Annotated in this window: 22 protein-coding genes; 14 read left to right on the top strand and 8 right to left on the bottom strand. The window is 70.1% G+C overall.

What is annotated here, in order from left to right:
* Both dapA and A5702_RS03575 read left to right on the top strand, forming a co-directional pair.
* Positions 1-762 (top strand): 4-hydroxy-tetrahydrodipicolinate synthase (dapA, locus tag A5702_RS03570; protein WP_068218331.1); only part of this gene is annotated, 762 nt, incomplete at its 5' end.
* 19 nt (positions 763-781) lie between these two features.
* The gene (locus A5702_RS03575) at positions 782-2,458 is read left to right on the top strand and encodes a ribonuclease J (protein ID WP_068218334.1); all 1,677 of its coding nucleotides are present in this window, start codon (positions 782-784) and stop codon (positions 2,456-2,458) included.
* 10 nt (positions 2,459-2,468) lie between these two features.
* Here A5702_RS03575 and A5702_RS03580 read toward each other — a convergent pair whose 3' ends face one another.
* Genes A5702_RS03580 through A5702_RS03590 form a run of 3 tightly spaced genes read right to left on the bottom strand, consistent with a single transcriptional unit; the run spans position 2,469 to position 4,480 of the window.
* Positions 2,469-3,341, bottom strand: coding sequence for an SAM-dependent methyltransferase (locus A5702_RS03580; protein WP_068218337.1), 873 nt, complete (start codon positions 3,339-3,341; stop codon positions 2,469-2,471).
* 6 nt (positions 3,342-3,347) lie between these two features.
* Entirely contained in the window at positions 3,348-4,169 is an 822-nt protein-coding gene (locus tag A5702_RS03585; protein WP_067815504.1) for a mycofactocin-coupled SDR family oxidoreductase, read from the bottom strand.
* A complete protein-coding gene (locus A5702_RS03590; protein WP_055405301.1) occupies positions 4,166-4,480 on the bottom strand; it encodes a putative quinol monooxygenase in 315 nt (104 codons plus the stop codon). Before A5702_RS03590 ends, A5702_RS03585 begins: the two co-directional genes overlap by 4 nt.
* Before the next feature lie 177 nt (positions 4,481-4,657).
* Between A5702_RS03590 and A5702_RS03595 the strand changes: the two genes are divergently transcribed.
* Positions 4,658-7,141, top strand: a complete 2,484-nt coding sequence (locus tag A5702_RS03595; RefSeq protein ID WP_197506493.1) for a DNA translocase FtsK — start codon at positions 4,658-4,660, stop codon at positions 7,139-7,141.
* Positions 7,142-7,228: 87 nt separating this feature from the next.
* On the opposite strand, the gene A5702_RS03600 is transcribed toward A5702_RS03595, so the two are convergent.
* Positions 7,229-7,744, bottom strand: a complete 516-nt coding sequence (locus tag A5702_RS03600) for an amino-acid N-acetyltransferase (protein ID WP_197506175.1) — start codon at positions 7,742-7,744, stop codon at positions 7,229-7,231.
* A 56-nt stretch (positions 7,745-7,800) separates the two neighbouring features.
* On the opposite strand from A5702_RS03600, the gene pgsA reads away from it, so the two are divergent.
* From pgsA to A5702_RS03620, 4 genes are all read left to right on the top strand, one after another.
* Positions 7,801-8,400, top strand: a complete 600-nt coding sequence (gene pgsA, locus A5702_RS03605; RefSeq protein WP_055405299.1) for a CDP-diacylglycerol--glycerol-3-phosphate 3-phosphatidyltransferase — start codon at positions 7,801-7,803, stop codon at positions 8,398-8,400.
* Between the two features lie 115 nt (positions 8,401-8,515).
* Positions 8,516-8,857: a transcriptional regulator ClgR gene (gene clgR, locus A5702_RS03610; RefSeq protein WP_055405298.1), complete on the top strand. Its 342-nt coding sequence runs from the start codon at positions 8,516-8,518 to the stop codon at positions 8,855-8,857.
* 117 nt (positions 8,858-8,974) lie between these two features.
* Positions 8,975-9,802 carry a phage shock protein PspA gene (gene pspA, locus A5702_RS03615; protein ID WP_055405297.1) on the top strand — a complete coding sequence of 276 codons (828 nt, stop codon included), beginning with the start codon at positions 8,975-8,977 and terminating at the stop codon, positions 9,800-9,802.
* A 9-nt stretch (positions 9,803-9,811) separates the two neighbouring features.
* Positions 9,812-10,621, top strand: coding sequence for a hypothetical protein (locus tag A5702_RS03620; RefSeq protein WP_067815343.1), 810 nt, complete (start codon positions 9,812-9,814; stop codon positions 10,619-10,621).
* 1 nt (position 10,622) lies between these two features.
* Here A5702_RS03620 and A5702_RS03625 read toward each other — a convergent pair whose 3' ends face one another.
* Positions 10,623-11,054, bottom strand: a complete 432-nt coding sequence (locus A5702_RS03625; protein WP_055405295.1) for a limonene-1,2-epoxide hydrolase family protein — start codon at positions 11,052-11,054, stop codon at positions 10,623-10,625.
* A 53-nt stretch (positions 11,055-11,107) separates the two neighbouring features.
* Between A5702_RS03625 and A5702_RS03630 the strand changes: the two genes are divergently transcribed.
* The 3 genes from A5702_RS03630 to A5702_RS03640 are packed head-to-tail and all read left to right on the top strand — an operon-like array spanning position 11,108 to position 12,795.
* Positions 11,108-12,274 (top strand): glycosyltransferase, encoded by a 1,167-nt coding sequence (locus tag A5702_RS03630; protein WP_068218340.1) that lies wholly within the window; start codon positions 11,108-11,110, stop codon positions 12,272-12,274.
* A gap of 19 nt (positions 12,275-12,293) precedes the next feature.
* Complete coding sequence (locus A5702_RS03635) at positions 12,294-12,557, top strand: hypothetical protein (RefSeq protein WP_055405293.1); 264 nt, start codon at positions 12,294-12,296, stop codon at positions 12,555-12,557.
* Positions 12,558-12,600: 43 nt separating this feature from the next.
* Positions 12,601-12,795, top strand: coding sequence for a DUF3046 domain-containing protein (locus A5702_RS03640; protein ID WP_055405292.1), 195 nt, complete (start codon positions 12,601-12,603; stop codon positions 12,793-12,795).
* A gap of 9 nt (positions 12,796-12,804) precedes the next feature.
* On the opposite strand, the gene A5702_RS03645 is transcribed toward A5702_RS03640, so the two are convergent.
* Positions 12,805-13,422, bottom strand: a complete 618-nt coding sequence (locus tag A5702_RS03645) for a flavodoxin family protein (protein ID WP_055405291.1) — start codon at positions 13,420-13,422, stop codon at positions 12,805-12,807.
* 39 nt (positions 13,423-13,461) lie between these two features.
* Positions 13,462-14,121 carry a (2Fe-2S)-binding protein gene (locus tag A5702_RS03650; RefSeq protein WP_068218342.1) on the bottom strand — a complete coding sequence of 220 codons (660 nt, stop codon included), beginning with the start codon at positions 14,119-14,121 and terminating at the stop codon, positions 13,462-13,464.
* A gap of 280 nt (positions 14,122-14,401) precedes the next feature.
* On the opposite strand from A5702_RS03650, the gene recA reads away from it, so the two are divergent.
* From recA to A5702_RS03670, 4 genes are read left to right on the top strand one after another with little or no spacing between them, the layout of a single operon-like run.
* Positions 14,402-15,454, top strand: coding sequence for a recombinase RecA (gene recA / locus A5702_RS03655; protein ID WP_067815356.1), 1,053 nt, complete (start codon positions 14,402-14,404; stop codon positions 15,452-15,454).
* The gene (recX, locus tag A5702_RS03660; RefSeq protein WP_055401701.1) at positions 15,420-15,941 is read left to right on the top strand and encodes a recombination regulator RecX; all 522 of its coding nucleotides are present in this window, start codon (positions 15,420-15,422) and stop codon (positions 15,939-15,941) included. The genes recA and recX overlap by 35 nt, the downstream gene beginning before the upstream one ends.
* 52 nt (positions 15,942-15,993) lie before the next feature.
* Positions 15,994-17,493, top strand: a complete 1,500-nt coding sequence (miaB, locus tag A5702_RS03665) for a tRNA (N6-isopentenyl adenosine(37)-C2)-methylthiotransferase MiaB (protein ID WP_255378647.1) — start codon at positions 15,994-15,996, stop codon at positions 17,491-17,493.
* Complete coding sequence (locus A5702_RS03670) at positions 17,490-18,089, top strand: hypothetical protein (RefSeq protein WP_068218348.1); 600 nt, start codon at positions 17,490-17,492, stop codon at positions 18,087-18,089. The genes miaB and A5702_RS03670 overlap by 4 nt, the downstream gene beginning before the upstream one ends.
* Here A5702_RS03670 and A5702_RS03675 read toward each other — a convergent pair.
* Positions 18,086-18,470: DUF349 domain-containing protein (locus tag A5702_RS03675; RefSeq protein ID WP_156669473.1), on the bottom strand; the 385-nt coding region annotated here is incomplete at its 5' end. The genes A5702_RS03670 and A5702_RS03675 overlap by 4 nt on opposite strands.

An 18,470-nucleotide genomic window follows, 5' to 3' on the forward strand; every position in this document is an offset into this window, starting at 1 on the left:
GGCCTGGTGGTCTCCGGAACCACCGGCGAGTCGCCCACCACCACCGATGACGAGAAGCGGGAACTGGTGCGCGTCGTGCTGGAGGCCGTCGGCGACCGCGCGCGCGTCATCGCCGGCGCGGGCACCTATGACACCGCTCACAGCGTTCGCCTGGCAAAGGCCTGCGCGGCGGAGGGCGCGCACGGATTGCTGGTGGTGACGCCCTACTACTCCAAGCCGCCGCAGAGCGGGCTCATCGCGCATTTCACCGCCATCGCCGACGCCACCGACCTGCCGGTGCTGCTCTACGACATCCCGCCGCGTTCGGTGATACCGATCGAGACCGCGACCATCCGCGCGCTGGCCGCCCACCCCAACATCGTGGGAATCAAGGACGCCAAGGCCGACCTGCACGCCGGCGGCCAGATCATCGCCGAGACCGGGCTGGCGTACTACTCCGGTGACGACGCGCTGAACCTGCCGTGGCTGGCCATGGGCGCCACCGGCTTCATCAGCGTGATCTCGCACCTGGCCGCGGGTCATCTCCGAGAAATGTTGTCCGCCTTCGCTTCCGGCGACATCGCCACCGCGCGGAAGATCAACACGACCGTCGCCCCGCTGTGTGACGCGATGAGCCGGCTGGGCGGCGTCACGTTGTCCAAGGCGGGGCTTCGCCTGCAGGGCATCGAGGTTGGCGATCCTCGCCTGCCGCAAATGCCCGCGACGCCCGAGCAGATCGATGCGCTTGCCGCCGATATGCGCGCGGCGTCGGTGCTCCGATGACCCAAAGGGTGGACCGTAAGTGGATGTAGACCTCACCCCTCCTGGTCGGTTGACGAATGGTGGGTTGCGGGTCACCGCGTTGGGCGGTATCAGCGAAATCGGCCGCAACATGACCGTTTTCGAGCATCTCGGCCGGCTGCTGATCATCGACTGCGGGGTGATGTTCCCCACCCACGACGAGCCCGGGGTGGACCTGATCCTGCCGGACCTGCGCCACATCGAAGACCGGCTCGACGACATCGAGGCGCTGGTGCTCACCCATGCGCACGAGGACCACATCGGCGGCATCCCGTTCCTGCTCAAGCTGCGCCCGGACATCCCGGTCGTCGGGTCCAAGTTCACCCTGGCGCTGGTCGCCGCGAAATGCCGTGAGCACCGGCTCAAGCCGGTCTTCGTCGAGGTGACCGAGGGGCAGCGCAGCACCCACGGCGTCTTCGAGTGCCAATACTTCGCCGTCAACCACTCCATCCCGGACGCGCTGGCGATCGCCGTCCACACCGGCGCGGGCACCGTCTTGCACACCGGCGACATCAAGCTCGACCAGCTGCCCCTGGACGGCCGGCCCACCGACCTGCCCGGCTTGTCCCGCCTCGGGGACGCGGGCGTGGACCTGTTCCTGTGCGACTCGACCAACTCCGAGATCCCCGGCGTGGGGCCGTCGGAAAGCGAGGTGGGTCCGACGCTGCATCGCCTGATCCGCGGCGCCGAGGGCCGCGTCATCGTGGCGTGCTTCGCCTCCAACGTCGACCGCGTGCAGCAGATCATCGACGCCGCGGTCGCGTTGGGCCGGCGCGTCTCGTTCGTCGGGCGCTCGATGGTGCGCAACATGGGCATCGCCCGTGAGCTCGGGTTCCTGCGGGTGGCCGATTCCGACGTGATCGACATCGGCGCGGCCGAGCTGATGCCGCCCGAGCGGGTGGTGCTGATCACCACGGGCACCCAGGGCGAGCCCATGTCGGCGTTGTCGCGGATGTCGCGCGGCGAGCACCGCAGCATCACGCTGACCGCGGGGGACCTCATCGTCCTGGCGTCGTCGCTGATCCCGGGCAACGAGGAGGCGGTCTACGGCGTGATCGACGAGCTCGCCAAGATCGGCGCCCGCGTGGTCACCAATGCCCAAGCCCGCGTGCATGTTTCGGGGCACGCGTACGCCGGCGAGCTGTTGTTCCTGTACAACGGTGTGCGGCCGCGCAATGTGATGCCGGTGCACGGCACCTGGCGAATGCTGCGCGCCAACGCCAAGCTGGCGGCCAGCACCGGGGTGCCCGAGGAGTCAATCCTGTTGGCCGAGAACGGGGTCAGCGTCGACCTGGTCGCCGGCAGGGCGTCGATCGCCGGGGCGGTGCCGGTCGGCAAGATGTTCGTCGACGGGCTGATCAACGGCGACGTCGGCGACATCACGCTGGGGGAGCGGCTCATCCTGTCGTCGGGTTTCGTCGCGGTGACCGTGATCGTCCAGCGCGGCACCGGGCGTCCGGTGGTCGCGCCGCACCTGCACTCGCGGGGGTTCTCCGAGGACCCCAAGGCGCTAGAGCCGGCCGTGCGCCGGGTGGAGGCCGAGCTGGAAGCGCTGGTGGCCGAGAACATCACCGACCCGGGCCGCATCGCGCAGGCCGTCCGCCGCACCGTGGGCAAGTGGGTGGGCGAGACCTACCGGCGGCAGCCGATGATCGTGCCGACGGTCATCGAGGTCTGAACGCCCGGCGCTACAACTTCTCCGCGTAGGCCGACCATTCGATTTGGGAGGCAGCGAGTTTGCGGCCGGTGGGTTCCACGTAACGCCGGACGAGTTCGTCGGGCCCGGCCTGCTCCAGCAGCCGCCAACCGTATTCCGCGACGAAGGCGCCGACTTCTTCGGGCTGCAGGCCGAAGTGCCACAACTGCCGCCGCTGCCGCACGCTGCGGTACAGCGTGCGCGTGCCGTACAGGTTGGTGCCGTCGATGAAATCCCCGCGCACGTAGGTGAATACCAACCGGCTGCCCGGGGCGGCGGCGCGCAACCCCTCCAAGGTCCGTCTGACGGTGGCTTCCGTCAGGTATTGCGTGACGCCCTCGCAGATGAAGAACGCCCGGTAATCGGTGCGGTAGCCGTGCTCGGCCAGGGCGGTGAGCAGGTCGTCGCGCTCCAGGTCCAGCGCCACCTGGCGGACCGACATCGGCGGGCCGCCCAAGACCCGCCGGACCGTCTTGACCTTCCTGGCGATGTTGACCGGCAGGTCGACCTCGAAGACCGGGATGCGCACCTGCCGCGTGAGAAGGTAAGCGCGGGTGTCCAGTCCGGCGCCGAGGATAACGACCGCGTCGATGCCGTCGAGGGCCTCGGCGAGCTTGTCGCCGATGAAACGCTTGCGGCAGGCCAGGTTCGCCCACAGCCCGCGGCCGGACCATTCCGATCCGCGGATCATCAAGCGGCGCAACGGCGCGACCCGCGTCGCGGCCACCAGCCACCGCAGCGGCGGCGGCAGAAACAGCTCGGCCAGGTCGTCGTCCACCAGCCGGCGGGCCGGCGGCTCGTTGTGCTCGACGGCCGCCAGGACCATCGGGCCGAAGGCGGTCTGCGCGGCGGGATTTCGTGCCATACGCCGCTACTTGTTCAAGAAGCCGGCATCGACGGGCAGCGTGACGCCGGTGATGTAGCGGGCCTGGTCGGACACCAGCCACGCCACCGCGTTGGCGACGTCTTCCACATCCAGCACCTCCACCGGCATGGCGTTGCCCATGGCCCCGGGCGTATCGGTCGCGGCGGCCATCTTCGCCAGCCACTCGCGGGTGAACTCGTTGTTGATCATCGGGGTCTCGACACCGGACGGATGTATCGAGTTCACCCGAATATACTGCGTCGCAAGCAGATTCGCGTACACCCGCATCAGGCCCACCACGCCATGCTTGGCGGCGGCATAACCGACGGAACCGGCGTCCGGGCTGCCCACGCCGGCCAGGCCGGCGCTCGAACTGATCAGCACGATCGACCCGCCGGTGCCTTGGGCGACCATGGTCGGGATGGCAACCTTGATGGTGTTGTAGACGCCGGTGAGGTTGACGTCGATGACGTCGCGCCAGCCGTCGTCGCCGGATTGCATCGGGGCGATGCCGGCGTTGGCGACGACGATGTCGAGCCGGCCGAATTCGTCCAGGCCCGCCTGCAGGGCGGCCGACAGCGATGCCCGGTCGCGGACGTCGCCTCGGGCGGCGACGATGCGCGCGCCGGTGTCCTCGACCAACTTGACGGTTTGCGCCAGGTCTTCCTCGGTGGCCAGCGGATAGGGGACGCTGGCGATCTGATCGCACAGGTCGACCCCGATGATGTCCGCGCCGTCGGAGGCCAGCCGCACCGCGTGCGCGCGACCCTGGCCGCGCGCCGCGCCGGTGATGAAGGCGACCTTGCCCTCGAGTGGCCGCCCCATCAGGACCGGATCTGGCCCTTGTCCGGGTCGCCCGCGGGCACGGGCTGCAGCATCTTGATGTCCGGCGCCCCGGCCAGGTGGTCGCCGGCCGCGGTGAACATCTTGGTGACGGCGGGCGCGGTGCTGTGCGCCTTGAGCGCCTCGGGGTCGGCCCACTGCTCCACGAAGACGAAGGTCTCGCCCGATTGGTGCAACGAGTACAACTGGCAGCCCGGTTCGTTGTGCACTTCCTCCACCGCCTGCGTGAGGATGTCACGGACGGTGTCGACCGATTCGGGTTTGACGGTCAAGGTGGCAACGACGACGACGGGCATGCTGGGGCCTCCTGCGGCTAAGGGGTGCGTGACGCGCACGGCTTTGTTACCTCGGTCACCGGTTGTCCACCCTACTCAGGCGACCCCGTGGCCCACCGGTCAGATGGGTCACAACCCCCAATCGTTACCAGTGTGGCGGGTGGTGCAGATGATGTCGATGCGACTACCCTGGCCGACATGGCTAACAAGACCGCCACCCGCTCCAAAGCTCGAACGAGCAGGTCAAAGGCCAGTTCGCGAAGCGGGTCGGGTCGCGCGCGGCCGGCGGCCCCCCGCAAGCGGCCGAGCAGGCCCGCCAAGCGGCGTCAGCATTCGCTAGTGGTGGCCGCCGGGCTGACCGGCGGCCGCGCCATGCGCGCCACCTGGCTGATGGCCGCCCGCAGCACCGGAGGGGCGGCCCGGTCGATCGGGCGGGCCCGCGACATCGACCCGGGGCACCGCCGCGACGGGATCGCGCTGATGCTGCTGGGCCTGTCCGTCGTGGTCGCGGCGAGCTCCTGGTTCAGCGCCGCCCGGCCGGTCGGCGCCTGGGTGGACACGCTGTTGCGCACCTTCGTCGGCGCGGGCGTCCTGGCGCTCCCGGTCGTGACCGCCGCGGTGGCGGTGGCGTTGATGCGCACCCAGCCCAACCCCGACGCGCGCCCCAGGTTGATCCTGGGCGCCACCCTGATCGCGCTGTCCGTGCTGGGCCTGCGCCACCTGTGGTCCGGCTCGCCCGAGGACCCGGAGGCGCGCCGCCGCGCGGCGGGATTCATCGGCTTCGCCATCGGCGGCCCGCTGTCGGACGGGCTGACGGCCTGGATCGCGGCGCCGCTGTTGTTCATCGGCTTCATGTTCGGCCTGCTGTTGCTCACCGGGACCACCATCCGGGAGGTGCCCGACGCGATCCGCGCCATGGTCGGCGCCCGGCTGCCCGGCGACGGCTACGACGACTACGACGAGTACGACGAGTACGACGAGTACGCGGATTCCGATGCGGCCGAAGACTTCTACGACGAGAGCGCGCTTCCCGACGACGGGCCGCAGGCCTGGCCGACGGCGGACCCGGCCCCGGCCCTGCGCGACAACGAGGACGACATTCCCACCACGCCGGAGCCGGCCATCGGGAAGAGCCGGCGCCGCGAGAAGAAGAAGACCGAGGTGCTGGACCGGGTCGTCGAGGGGCCTTACACCCTGCCGTCGATGGGCCTGCTGATCGCCGGCGACCCGCCCAAGAAGCGCAGCGCCGCCAACAACGTCATGGCCGAGGCCATCGGCGAGGTGCTCACCCAGTTCAAGGTCGACGCGGCGGTCACCGGCTGCACTCGCGGGCCGACGGTCACCCGCTACGAGGTCGAGCTGGGGCCGGGCGTGAAGGTGGAGAAGATCACCGCGCTGCAGAAGAACATCGCCTACGCGGTGGCCACCGAGAGCGTGCGCATGCTGGCCCCGATCCCCGGCAAGTCCGCCGTCGGCATCGAGGTGCCCAACACCGATCGGGAAATGGTGCGGCTTGCCGACGTGCTGACCGCGCCGTCGACCCGGCGCGACCACCATCCGCTGGTGATCGGCCTGGGCAAGGACATCGAGGGCGACTTCATCTCGGCCAACCTGGCCAAGATGCCGCACCTGCTGGTCGCCGGCTCCACCGGTTCGGGGAAGTCCAGCTTCGTCAACTCCATGCTGGTCTCGCTGCTGACCCGGGCCACCCCGGAGGAGGTCAGGATGATCCTGATCGACCCGAAGATGGTGGAACTCACGCCGTACGAGGGCATTCCGCACCTGATCACCCCGATCATCACCCAGCCGAAGAAGGCGGCGGCCGCGCTCGCGTGGCTGGTCGAGGAGATGGAGCAGCGCTACCAGGACATGCAGGCCTCCCGGGTCCGCCACATCGACGACTTCAACGAGAAGGTCCGGTCGGGCGCCATCACCGCGCCGCTGGGCAGCCAGCGCGAATACCGGCCCTACCCGTACGTGGTGGCGATCGTCGATGAGCTGGCCGACCTGATGATGACCGCGCCGCGGGACGTCGAAGACGCCATCGTGCGGATCACCCAGAAGGCCCGCGCGGCGGGCATCCACCTGGTGCTGGCCACCCAGCGGCCGTCCGTCGACGTCGTCACCGGCTTGATCAAGACCAATGTGCCGTCCCGGCTGGCGTTCGCGACGTCGTCGCTCACCGACAGCCGAGTGATCCTGGACCAGGCCGGCGCGGAGAAGCTGATCGGCATGGGTGACGGCCTTTTCCTGCCGATGGGCGCGAGCAAGCCGCTGCGCCTGCAGGGCGCCTACATCACCGACGAGGAGATCCAGGCCGTTGTCGGGGCCTGCAAAGTGCAGGCCGAGCCCGAGTACACCGAGGGCGTCACCACGGCCAAGCCGACCGGCGAACGCACCGACGTCGACCCCGACATCGGCGATGACATGGACGTGTTCCTGCAGGCGGTCGAGCTGGTGGTGTCCAGCCAGTTCGGCTCGACCTCGATGCTGCAGCGCAAGCTGCGCGTCGGCTTCGCCAAGGCCGGCCGGCTGATGGACCTGATGGAGACCCGCGGCATCGTCGGGCCCAGCGAGGGATCCAAGGCGCGCGAGGTGCTGGTCAAGCCCGACGAGCTGGCCGGCACGCTGGCCCTGATCCGCGGCGGCGCCGACGCCGACGGCGGCGAGCCCGAGGACTAGCGGGCGGTCGCCCGGTCGCCGAACGTGCACTCAGGGCGGGATTTCGGCGGATTTTTCGCCCTCAGTTCACGTTCGGCGGTCAGTGAGTCACAGCACCAGCAGCATCCGGGAGTTGCCCAGGATGTTGGGCTTGACGTAGCTCAGGTCCAGGAACTCGGCGACACCGATGTCGTAGGAGCGGCACATCTCCTCGAACACCTCGGCGGTGACCGGCGTGCCCTCGATCTCGGTGAAGCCGTGCTTGCCGAAGAACTCCGTCTCGAAGGTCAGCACGAACAGCCGCTTCAGCTGCAGTTCGCGCGCGACCTCGAGCAGCCGGTCGACGATCGCGTGGCCGATGCCGTGGCCGGTCATCGCCGGGTCCACGGCGACCGTGCGGACCTCGCCCAGGTCGGACCACATCACGTGCAGCGCGCCGCACCCGACGACCTTGCCCTCGCATTCGGCCACCCAGAATTCCTGGATGGCCTCGTACAGCGTCACCAGGTTCTTCTCGAGCAGGATCTTTCCCGCATAGGTGTCGACGAGTTGCTTTATCGCGGGGACATCGGACGTTCGCGCGCGGCGCACCACCGGTCGGTAGTCATGCGAACTTTCGGTCACGGCTAACAGTATCGACATCGGGGACGGGTGCGCTGGTCACCGGTTATTCTGTTGCGGTGTCGGGGCAGCCGCAAACGGGTCCGCTTACGGGGCCGCCGGCCCGCGCTCATATCGCAAACCTCGCCAACACCCTGACGTTGCTGCGCCTGGTGCTGGTCCCGATCTTCCTGCTCGCACTGTTCGCCAAGGACGGTCACGAGATCGCCTTCCGGATCGTGGCTTTCGCGATTTTCGCGATCGCGTGCATCACCGACCGGCTGGACGGCCTGTTGGCCCGCAACTACGGCATGGCAACCGAATTCGGCGCGTTCGTCGACCCGATCGCGGACAAGACGCTGGTCGGATCGGCGCTGATCGGGCTCTCGATGCTCGGCGACCTGCCCTGGTGGGTCACGGTGCTGATCCTGGCCCGCGAGTTCGGGGTGACCGTGCTGCGGCTGGCCGTGATCCGCCGTGGGGTCATCCCCGCCAGCTGGGGCGGCAAGGTCAAGACCGTCGTCCAGGTGGTGGCGATCGGTTTGTTCATCCTGCCGCTGACCGGGCCGCTGCGGGTCACGGCCGCGGTGGTGATGGGGGCGGCCATCCTGCTGACCGTCGTCACCGGCATCGACTACGTCGTCTCGACCGTGCGGGAAATACGGCGAACCGCCGACTGAATCTCGGCCGCCGAACGGGAACCAAGACCGCAGCGCCGGCGTTTCACGTAATGAGCGCCTGCCGAACGCGGCCGATCACGTGCCGGGCGGGCTGACTGGACAAAGGAGGGCAGAAATGCCGCCATTGGTGCGCGAGGTCATCGGCGACGTGCTGCGCGAGGCCCGCATGACGCAGGGCCGCACGCTGCGCGAGGTGTCCGATTCGGCGCGGGTGAGCCTCGGGTATCTGTCCGAGGTGGAACGCGGCCGCAAGGAGCCGTCCAGCGAGTTGCTCAACGCGATCTGCGAGGCGCTGCAGGTGCCGCTGTCGTCGGTGCTCACCGACGCCGGCGAGCGGATGGCAGGCGTCGAACGGGCTCACGAACACGCCGTGCCCGCCGACGGGCTGCGCGGCCCCAGCATCGACGTCGACACCAAGGTCGTCATCCCGCCGGTCGCCTCCCTGGCGATCGCCTGAGCGCGAGGATCCGGCGTTAGGGGTGGGGCGACGGGCGTCGACCCACTAAATTGAGCGACAAGCGACGGCCCATCCAGGGGCCGTCCGGCCCACAAGAAGCGAAGGCGGAGCTCACTCATGGCCAATCCGTTCGTCAAAGCGTGGAAGTACCTCATGGCGCTGTTCAACGCGAAGATCGACGAGCACGCCGACCCCAAAGTGCAGATTCAGCAGGCCATCGAGGAAGCGCAACGCACGCATCAGGCGCTGACTCAGCAGGCGGCCCAGGTGATCGGCAACCAGCGCCAGCTGGAAATGCGGCTCAACCGGCAACTCGCGGACATCGAAAAGCTTCAGGTCAACGTGCGTCAGGCCCTGACGCTGGCCGACCAGGCCACCGCCTCAGGTGACGCCGCCAAGGCCGCCGAGTACAACAACGCCGCCGAGGCGTTCGCGGCCCAGTTGGTCACCGCCGAGCAGAGCGTCGAGGACCTCAAGACACTGCACGATCAGGCGCTGAGCGCGGCCGCCCAGGCCAAGAAGGCGGTCGAGCAGAACGCGATGGTGCTGCAGCAGAAGATCGCCGAGCGCACCAAGCTGCTCAGCCAGCTCGAGCAGGCCAAGATGCAGGAGCAGGTGAGCGCCTCGCTGCGGTCGATGAGCGAGATCGCCGCGCCCGGCAACGTGCCAAGCCTCGACGAGGTGCGCGACAAGATCGAGCGCCGCTACGCCAACGCGGTCGGCGCGGCGGAGCTCGCGCAGGGTTCGGTGCAGGGCCGGATGCTCGAGGTCGAGCAGGCCGGGGTGCAGATGGCCGGCCACTCCCGGCTCGAGCAGATCCGCGCCTCGATGCGCGGCGAAGCGCTGCCGACCGGTGGCACGCCTGCCGCCGGGGCGACCCCCGCGACCCCCGCTCCCGCCGAGACCACCGGGGGCGCGGTCACCGAGAAACCCTTTGGCCAGTAACGCGGTGTCGTGTCGGTGAGCGGGACGCAGCGCGGGCTCTGGCGCTCGCTGCTGGGGCGCGGGTTGGCCACCGCCGCCGACCTGTCCGACCTGGTGGCCCAGAAGATCAGCGCCGCAACGGATCCGCGTGCGCGGCTGCTGCGGCGGCAGCGCCGCGCGCTGCGGTGGGGCCTGATATTCGCCGCCGGTTGCGTGTTCTGGGCGGCGGTGACGATACTGCTGGCGGCGTGGGGTTGGTTTGCGCTCCTGCTGGAGATCACCGGCGCAGTCGCGGTCGTGATGGCGATCCCCGCGACGCTGTTGCTGTTGCGCTACCGGTGGCTGCGCGCCGAGCCGTTGCCCACGCCCCGCCCGACGAACGTGCGCCGGCTGCCGCCGCCCGGCTCCGCGGCGCGGCCCGCGATGTACGCGCTGGGCGCCTCCGAACGCGGGTTCCTGTCGCTGTTGAACGTGATCGAACGGGGCTCGATGCTGCCGACCGCGGAAATCCGCGACCTGACCGCGGCGGCCAACAAGAGCTCGGCGGCCATGGCGGCCACCGCCGCGGAGGTGGTGTCGATGGAGCGGGCGGCCCAGTCCAGCGAATCATCGCGGTCCTACCTGGTGCCCACCATCAACGCGTTCACCGCGCAGCTGAGCGCCGGCGTCCGCCAGTACAACGAGATGGTCACCGCCGCAGCGCAATTGGTGTCCTCGGCCAACGGCGATCAGTTCGCCGCGTCGCAGCGCTACCGCGCCGAGCTGACCGGAGCCACCGACCGCCTGGTCGGCTGGGCGCAGGCGTTCGACGAACTCGGCGGCTTGCGCGGCGCCAGCTAGCCTAGAACGTCGCTTTGAGCGACGGCAGCACCACCGCCGCCAGGCCGCGAACGGTGGCCTTCAACATGTCGAAGAAGTCGAAGTAGTCGCGCCACAACGTGATTCGCCCGTCCTGAACTTCGAACACGCCGCAAACCCAGAACTGCAGCCGGACCGGGCCGAAGATCAGGGCGTCGGTGCGCTCGGTGAGCACCGCCCCGCCGTCGGCGGCGATGCGGTGGATCTTCACCTCGAAGGCGGCCCGGCCGTCCATCTGGCGAAACAGCTTCATCGCTCTGGCGCGGCCGTGAATGGTCGGCAACCCCACGTTCTCGTAGACGAGGTTGTCGGCCAGTGCCGCATCGGCGGTGTCGTAATCCGCGTCCTGCAGGGCGTTCAGGAAACCCTCGACCGTGCGGGTGTTCGCGACGCCTGTCCCAGTCAGCTCGGTCATGAGTGCCAGCGTAGGCGAGCGTCGCGGCCGCGCGCTGTGGCAGGGTAAGGCCGATGCGCGTCGCCGTGGTCGCCGGGCCGGATCCCGGGCACTCGTTTCCGGCGATTGCGCTGTGCCAACGCTTCGCCGAAGCCGGCGACGAGCCCACGCTTTTCACCGGCGCCGAGTGGGTCGACACCGCCCGCGCCGCCGGCATCGGCGCCACCCCGCTGGACGGCCTGGTCGCCACCGACGACGACGTCGACGCCGGGGCCCGGATCCACCGGCGGGCCGCGCGGATGGCCGTCCTCAACGTGCCGGCGCTGCGCGAGCTGGCGCCCGACCTGGTGGTGTCCGACGTCATCACCGCCGGCGGCGGGATGGCCGCCGAACTGTTGGGCATCCCGTGGATCGAGCTGAACCCGCACCCGCTGTACCTGCCCTCCAAGGGATTGCCGCCGATCGGCAGCGGACTGGCGCCGGGCACCGGCATCCGCGGCCGGCTGCGCGACGCGACCATGCGCGCGCTCACCGCGCGGTCGTGGCGCGCGGGCCTGCGCCAGCGCGCGGCCGTGCGGGTCGAAATCGGATTGCCGGCCCGCGACCCGGGGCCGCTGCGGCGGCTGATCGCCACCCTGCCCGCCCTCGAGGTGCCGCGGCCGGACTGGCCGGCCGAGGCCGTCTTGGTGGGCCCGCTGCACTTCGAACCGACCGATCGCGTGCTGGACATCCCGGCGGGCTCGGGACCCGTCGTCGTGGTGGCGCCGTCGACCGCGTTGACCGGCACCGAGGGGCTGGCCGAGGTCGCGCTGGCGCAGCTGCGGCCGGGGGAGACGCTGCCGGCCGGGTCCCGGTTGGTGGTCTCCCGGCTGGGCGGGGCGGAGCTGCGGGTGCCTCCGTGGGCGGTGGTCGGGCTGGGCAGCCAGGCCGAGCTGTTGACCCACGCCGACCTGGTGATCTGCGGCGGCGGGCACGGGATGGTGGCCAAGACGTTGCTGGCGGGGGTGCCGCTGGTGGCGGTGCCCGGCGGTGGTGATCAGTGGGAGATGGCCAACCGGGTGGTCCGCCAGGGCAGCGGACGGCTGATCCGGCCGTTCACAGCCGAGGCGCTGGTGGCCGCGGTGAACGAGGTGCTGTCGTCACCCCGTTATCGGGCCGCCGCCCAGGCGGCGGCCGCTAGCATCGCCGGCGTGGCCGATCCGGTGTGGGTGTGCCACGAGGCGTTGGCGATGGCGGGATGACAGGGGGAGGGCAACGGCAATGAGGACGATCGCCGCCGGCGGCCTGCTGCTCGCCCTGATGTTCGGCGCGGGCGTCGCGCACGCCGATGCCGGCGACGAGCAGCAGGCGTGCCAGCTGATGGACGACCCGGCGGCCGCCGAGCAGGGTTTGGCTCCGGTCGAATACGCCTTCATGCAGTTGCGCTCGCGGATGTCGGCGCAGCGCGCGCGGACCATCATGTCCGAGGCCGTCCAGGACTACTGCCCCAACCACCTGGTCGACCTGCCGGCGAGCTGGCGGTGACGCGCGCGGTGTCCGATCGCCGTCCGGTGGGTATCTTGCTGGCGTGCGGCTAACGGAATTCAACGAGCGGGTCGTCCTGCGATTCGGCGCGGCGTACGGCTCTTCGGTGCTGGCGGATCATGTGCTGACCGTGTTCGACGGCCGCACCGCCGCCCAGGCGATCGAGGACGGGGTCGAACCCCGTGACGTGTGGCGGGCCCTGTGCGTCGACTTCGACGTGCCGCGCGAACAGTGGTGAGTTCGCGGCTTATTCGTAGGGCGGGTATTCGTGCTGCCGCAGTAGCTTCGCCAGGTGCACGGCGTTGCGGGCCGCCGTTTCGGTCGTGGCGGCCACCGCCTCCGGAACGTCGTCCAGGTCGTTGAAGTTGGTCCCCTGCATCGCCTCGCCGTTCCAGTAGGTGCAGCCCTGCGCGGGGATCGAGAACCCGATGTCGTTGAGCGCCTGAAACAGGTCGGCGACGATCTTGTGGGCGCCGTCCTCGTTTCCCACGACCGCCGCCAGGGCCACTTTGCCCACCATCCGGGGCCGTCCGGCGTCGTCCTTGTCGGAGATCGCCGCGTCGAGGCGCTCCAGGACGCGCTGCGCGACGCTGGACATGTGGCCGACCCAGGTGGGCGTCGACAGCACGACGATGTCGGCCGCCGTGATCTTCTCCAGCAGCGCCGGCCACTCGTCGCCCGGGCCCATGTCGGCTTCCACGCCGGGCAGCAGCGCCAGGTCCACGCAGCGCACCTTCTCGCCGTCCACGCCCGCGCGGCGCAGTTGGGCGAGCACCTGATCGGCGATCAGCTCGCTGCTCGACGGCTCCGGGCTCTTCTTCAACGAGCAGGTCAGGGCGAGGGCGCGCAGGGAATCTGTGGACATGACGACCGATTACCCCTGCGCGACAAGGGCAAACGACGGCTAGCCCGGTGACGTTTCGAACACGCAATCACCGCAGACCGCTCGCCCGGGCAGGCGGTAGAAGAGGCAGCAACTGCGGCGTTTGAAGCCCAGGTCCGCGCCGGTGACGACGCCCGACCCGGCCAGCACGCCCATGCCCAGCAGCGCCCGGGTCGTCTCGGCGATCCGCGGGCCGAGGTCGGGCCGCGCCGCCAGCAGCGCCCGGGCGGCCCCGGTGAGCGCGGACGCGATGTTGCCCGCGAGCAGGGCGGGCGCCAGCCCCACCCGCAGGCCGGCGGCGAGCGGTTGCAGGTGGTCGCGCACGACCACCCGGTACAGCGCGTCGGGGGAGGCGGCCGGGATCCCCACGGGCGCGGGCAAGCGCAGCGGCGCCCCGTCGTCGGCGCGTTGCAGGGCGCCCAGGTCCGGGACGACACCGTGGCCGACAGCGCAGGCCAGCACGGGTGACCACAGCCTGCCGGCGTGGCCGAGATGAACCAGCGAGGCGGCGACCCGCAGGTCCGTCGTGTGATAGCGCCAGGCGGTGGCGTCGACCAGGTCGGTGAAGCCGTCGGCGTAGGACTGCCCGACCGGGTGCCATCCGGCCGCCGCGCCACCCACGGTCAACGCGAAAAACCCTCCGTAGGAAGCGATTTCGGCCAACTCGGCGGAGATGTCCATGTGTGCGCCTCGTGAGGGGGGATCCGCCCCGGTTGTCGTGAGCAAGCGCCCGACGGTGGGGGCTCCCGGGTGCGGCGTCCCGGATGTGCCCCGTCGGCCCTATCGGGGGCAGATGTTGCCACACGCGATTACCGGGGTTCGGCGTGTCCGCTTGAATCGAACAAGTGTTCGTCTACTGTGGGAAACGTTCGGTGAGTCAACTTGTCGGTGGCCTTCTCTACTGTCACGGCCAACCGACCGACACCGGTCACCGAACACAACGAACCATAGGAGAGGCACCATGGCGCAAGCCCCCGACCGCGAGAAGGCTCTCGACCTGGCGATGGCCCAGATCGAAAAGAGCTACGGCAAAGGCTCGGTGATGCGTCTCGGCGACGAGACGCGTCAGCCGATCTCGATCATCCCGACCGGATCCATCGCCCTGGACGTGGCCCTGGGCATCGGCGGCCTGCCCCGCGGCCGGGTGGTGGAGATCTACGGCCCGGAATCCTCGGGTAAGACCACCGTCGCCCTGCACGCCGTGGCCAACGCCCAGGCCGCCGGCGGCGTCGCGGCCTTCATCGACGCCGAGCACGCCCTGGACCCGGAGTACGCCAAGAAGCTCGGCGTGGACACCGATTCCCTGCTGGTCAGCCAGCCCGACACGGGGGAGCAGGCCCTCGAGATCGCCGACATGCTGATCCGCTCCGGCGCCCTGGACATCCTGGTCATCGACTCGGTGGCGGCGCTGGTGCCGCGCGCGGAGCTCGAGGGCGAGATGGGGGACAGCCACGTCGGGCTGCAGGCCCGGCTGATGAGCCAGGCGTTGCGGAAAATGACTGGCGCGCTGAACAATTCGGGCACCACCGCGATCTTCATCAACCAGCTGCGCGAGAAGATCGGGGTGATGTTCGGCAGCCCCGAAACCACCACCGGTGGAAAGGCATTGAAGTTCTACGCGTCGGTGCGCATGGACGTGCGCCGGATCGAGACGCTCAAGGACGGCACCAACGCGGTCGGCAACCGCACCCGGGTCAAGATCGTCAAGAACAAGGTGGCGCCGCCTTTCAAGCAGGCCGAGTTCGACATCCTCTACGGCCAGGGGATCAGCAAGGAAGGCTCGCTGATCGACATGGGTGTGGAGCAGGGCTTCATCCGCAAGTCCGGCTCCTGGTTCACCTACGAGGGCGAGCAGCTCGGCCAGGGCAAGGAGAACGCTCGCACCTTCCTGATGGAAAACGACGAGGTCGCCAACGAGATCGAAAAGAAGATCAAGGAAAAGCTCGGCATTGGCGCGGTCGTGACCGATGGCTTGTCCGATGACAGCGTCCTGCCCGCCCCCGTCGATTTCTGAGCCCTCCCGCGAGGAGCAGGCGCGGACGCTGTGCCTGCGCCTGCTCACCGCGAGAGCGCGCACCCGGTCCGAGCTGCACGGCCAACTGGCCAAGCGCGGCTACCCCGAGGACGTCAGCGCCTCGGTGCTCGACCGGCTCGCCGCGGTCGGCCTGGTCGATGACACCGACTTTGCCGAACAGTGGGTGCGGTCGCGCCGGGCGACGGCCGGCAAAAGCAGGCGGGCGCTGGCCGCCGAGCTGCGCACCAAGGGGGTCGACCGGGAGGTCATCGCCGCGGCGCTGTCGGAGATCGACGCCGGCGCCGAACGGGACCGGGCCGAGCAGTTGGTGCGGACCAAGCTGCGGCGCGAGGCGCTCGACGGTGACGACGCGCGGGTGACCCGCCGGCTGGTCGGGATGCTGGCGCGGCGCGGCTACAGCCAGAATCTGGCGTGCGAGGTCGTCCTCGCCGAGCTGGCCGCCGAACGGGAGCGCCGCCGAGTCTAGGCCGGTGACGTGCGGTTTCTCGCGTGCCGAGCGCTCGCCGTACCATGGCCCCGTGACTTCGACGCTGGCTCCCGCGCGCACCTACCAGGTGCGCACCTACGGCTGCCAGATGAACGTCCACGATTCCGAGCGGTTGGCGGGGCTGCTGGAAGCGGCGGGTTACCAGCGGGCGCCCGAGGGGGCCGACGCCGACGTGGTCGTCTTCAACACGTGCGCCGTGCGCGAGAACGCCGACAACAAGCTGTACGGCAACCTCAGCCACCTGGCCCCGCGCAAGCGCGGCAATCCCGAGATGCAGATCGCGGTCGGGGGGTGCCTGGCCCAGAAGGACCGGCACGCCCTGCTACGCAAGGCGCCGTGGGTCGACGTCGTCTTCGGCACGCACAACATCGGGTCCCTGCCGACGCTGCTCGAACGGGCCCGGCACAACCGGGCCGCCCAGGTGGAGATCGCCGAGTCGCTGCAGGAGTTTCCGTCCTCACTGCCGAGTGCCCGCGAATCCGCCTACGCCGCTTGGGTTTCCGTCTCGGTCGGGTGCAACAACAGCTGCACGTTCTGCATCGTCCCGTCGCTGCGCGGCAAGGAGGTCGACCGCAGCCCGGCGGACGTCCTGGCCGAGGTGCGGGCGCTGGTGGACGACGGCGTGCTCGAAGTCACGCTCCTGGGCCAGAACGTCAACGCCTACGGCGTGTCATTCGCCGACCCGGCGCTGCCCCGCGATCGCGGCGCGTTCGCGCGGCTGCTGCGGGCGTGTGGGGACGTAGACGGGCTGGAGCGGGTGCGGTTCACTTCCCCGCATCCGGCCGAATTCACCGACGACGTCATCGAGGCGATGGCGCAGACGCCCAATGTCTGCCCCGCGCTGCACATGCCGCTGCAGTCGGGTTCCGACCGGGTGCTGCGCGCGATGCGGCGCTCCTACCGCGCCGAGCGGTACCTCGGCATCATCGACCGCGTGCGCGCGGCCATGCCGCACGCCGCCATCACCACCGACCTGATCGTCGGCTTCCCCGGTGAGACGGAAGAGGACTTCGCCGCCACGCTGGACGTGGTGCGGCAGGCCCGGTTCGCGGCCGCCTTCACCTTCCAGTACTCCAAGCGGCCCGGCACCCCGGCCGCCGAACTCGGCGGGCAGCTGCCGAAAGCCGTTGTGCAGGAACGCTACGGGCGGCTGGTCGAGCTCCAGGAGCAGATCTCGCTGGAGGGCAATCTCGCGCTGGTCGGCCAGACCGTGGAATTGCTGGTCGCCGCCGGCGAGGGGCGCAAGGACAGCCGCACGGCGCGGATGACCGGCCGAGCCCGCGACGGCCGCCTGGTGCACTTCACCGCCGACGACACGGTGCGACCCGGCGACGTCGTCACGGCGGTGATCACCCAGGCCGCCCCGCACCACCTGATCGCCGACGCCGGCGTCCTCAGCCACCGCCGCACCCGCGCGGGCGACGCACACGCCGCGGGCCAGCGCCCGCGCGGGATCGGCCTGGGCATGCCCGCCGTCGGACCGCCCGCCGACCCCGCCGAACCGATAGAACCAATGGGATGTGCCCGATGAACGAAGAACACCCGGACCTCAACGCCCTGCGAACCGAGATCGAGGCCGCCGAGCGCCGGGTGGCGCGCGGATTCGACCCGGGCCCACGCGGTTTCGTGGTGGCGATCCTGGTCTTCGTGCTGCTGGGGTCGTTCATCCTGCCGCACACCGGCGCCGTCCGCGGCTGGGACGTGTTGTTCAGTAGCCACGGGGCCGGCGCGGCCGCGGTGGCGCTGCCGTCGCGCGTATTCGCCTGGCTGGCCCTGGTGTTCGGCGTCGGGTTCTCGATGCTGGCGCTGGTCACGCGGCGCTGGGCGCTGGCCTGGACCGCGCTGGCGGGATCCGCCCTCGCCGGCGCCGCGGGGCTGCTGGCCATCTGGTCGCGCCAGACGGTGGCCGCCGGCCATCCCGGTCCCGGGGTCGGCCTGATCGCGGCCTGGATCGTCGTCCTGGCACTGACCTACCAATGGGCGCGGGTGGTGTGGTCGCGCACCATCGTGCAGCTCGCCGCCGAGGAGCAGCGGCGCCGGGTCGCGGCGCAGCAACAGTCGAGGACGCTGCTCGACAGCCTGGACGACGACACGGCCAAGCCGGCGCCCCCGGACCCCGACGCCTAGGGCTTACGGGTCAACGCCTCCGCGGCCGCCTGCGCCCACTGCCGCCACTGTTCGGCGTTCGCCTTGGCCTCTTCGGCCTCCTTGGTGCGGCCGGCCGCCTCGGCCTTCTGCGCCTGCTGCTCGTACTGTTCGGCGCGAACGCGGAACTGCTCGGCGCGCGCCTGCGCCTGCGGATCCGACCAATCGGCCTCGCCCGCGTCGCGCACCTTCTTCTCGACCGCCCGCAGCCGGCGTTCCAATTCGGCGGACCGTTCCCGCGGCACCTTGCCGATCGCGTCCCACTTCTCGGCGATCGAGCGCAGCGCCGCCCGGGCCGCGTCGTGGTTGCTGGTGTCGATCTTTTCCGCCTCGGCCAGCAGCGCCTCCTTGGCGGTGGCGTTG

The sequence above is a fragment of the Mycobacterium sp. E3339 genome (assembly GCF_001666915.1).
Taxonomy (GTDB): Bacteria; Actinomycetota; Actinomycetes; order Mycobacteriales; family Mycobacteriaceae; genus Mycobacterium.

What these genes read in the sequence shown, in the direction of transcription:
- A5702_RS03580 (WP_068218337.1), bottom strand. Translation starts at nt 3,341, where the DNA reads ATGGCACGAAATCCCGCCGCGCAGACCGCCTTCGGCCCGATGGTCCTG.
- A5702_RS03590 (WP_055405301.1), bottom strand. Translation starts at nt 4,480, where the DNA reads ATGCCCGTCGTCGTCGTTGCCACCTTGACCGTCAAACCCGAATCGGTC.
- A5702_RS03595 (WP_197506493.1), top strand. Translation starts at nt 4,658, where the DNA reads ATGGCTAACAAGACCGCCACCCGCTCCAAAGCTCGAACGAGCAGGTCA.
- clgR (WP_055405298.1), top strand. Translation starts at nt 8,516, where the DNA reads ATGCCGCCATTGGTGCGCGAGGTCATCGGCGACGTGCTGCGCGAGGCC.
- pspA (WP_055405297.1), top strand. Translation starts at nt 8,975, where the DNA reads ATGGCCAATCCGTTCGTCAAAGCGTGGAAGTACCTCATGGCGCTGTTC.
- A5702_RS03625 (WP_055405295.1), bottom strand. Translation starts at nt 11,054, where the DNA reads ATGACCGAGCTGACTGGGACAGGCGTCGCGAACACCCGCACGGTCGAG.
- A5702_RS03630 (WP_068218340.1), top strand. Translation starts at nt 11,108, where the DNA reads ATGCGCGTCGCCGTGGTCGCCGGGCCGGATCCCGGGCACTCGTTTCCG.
- A5702_RS03635 (WP_055405293.1), top strand. Translation starts at nt 12,294, where the DNA reads ATGAGGACGATCGCCGCCGGCGGCCTGCTGCTCGCCCTGATGTTCGGC.
- A5702_RS03645 (WP_055405291.1), bottom strand. Translation starts at nt 13,422, where the DNA reads ATGTCCACAGATTCCCTGCGCGCCCTCGCCCTGACCTGCTCGTTGAAG.
- A5702_RS03650 (WP_068218342.1), bottom strand. Translation starts at nt 14,121, where the DNA reads ATGGACATCTCCGCCGAGTTGGCCGAAATCGCTTCCTACGGAGGGTTT.
- recA (WP_067815356.1), top strand. Translation starts at nt 14,402, where the DNA reads ATGGCGCAAGCCCCCGACCGCGAGAAGGCTCTCGACCTGGCGATGGCC.
- recX (WP_055401701.1), top strand. Translation starts at nt 15,420, where the DNA reads ATGACAGCGTCCTGCCCGCCCCCGTCGATTTCTGAGCCCTCCCGCGAG.
- A5702_RS03670 (WP_068218348.1), top strand. Translation starts at nt 17,490, where the DNA reads ATGAACGAAGAACACCCGGACCTCAACGCCCTGCGAACCGAGATCGAG.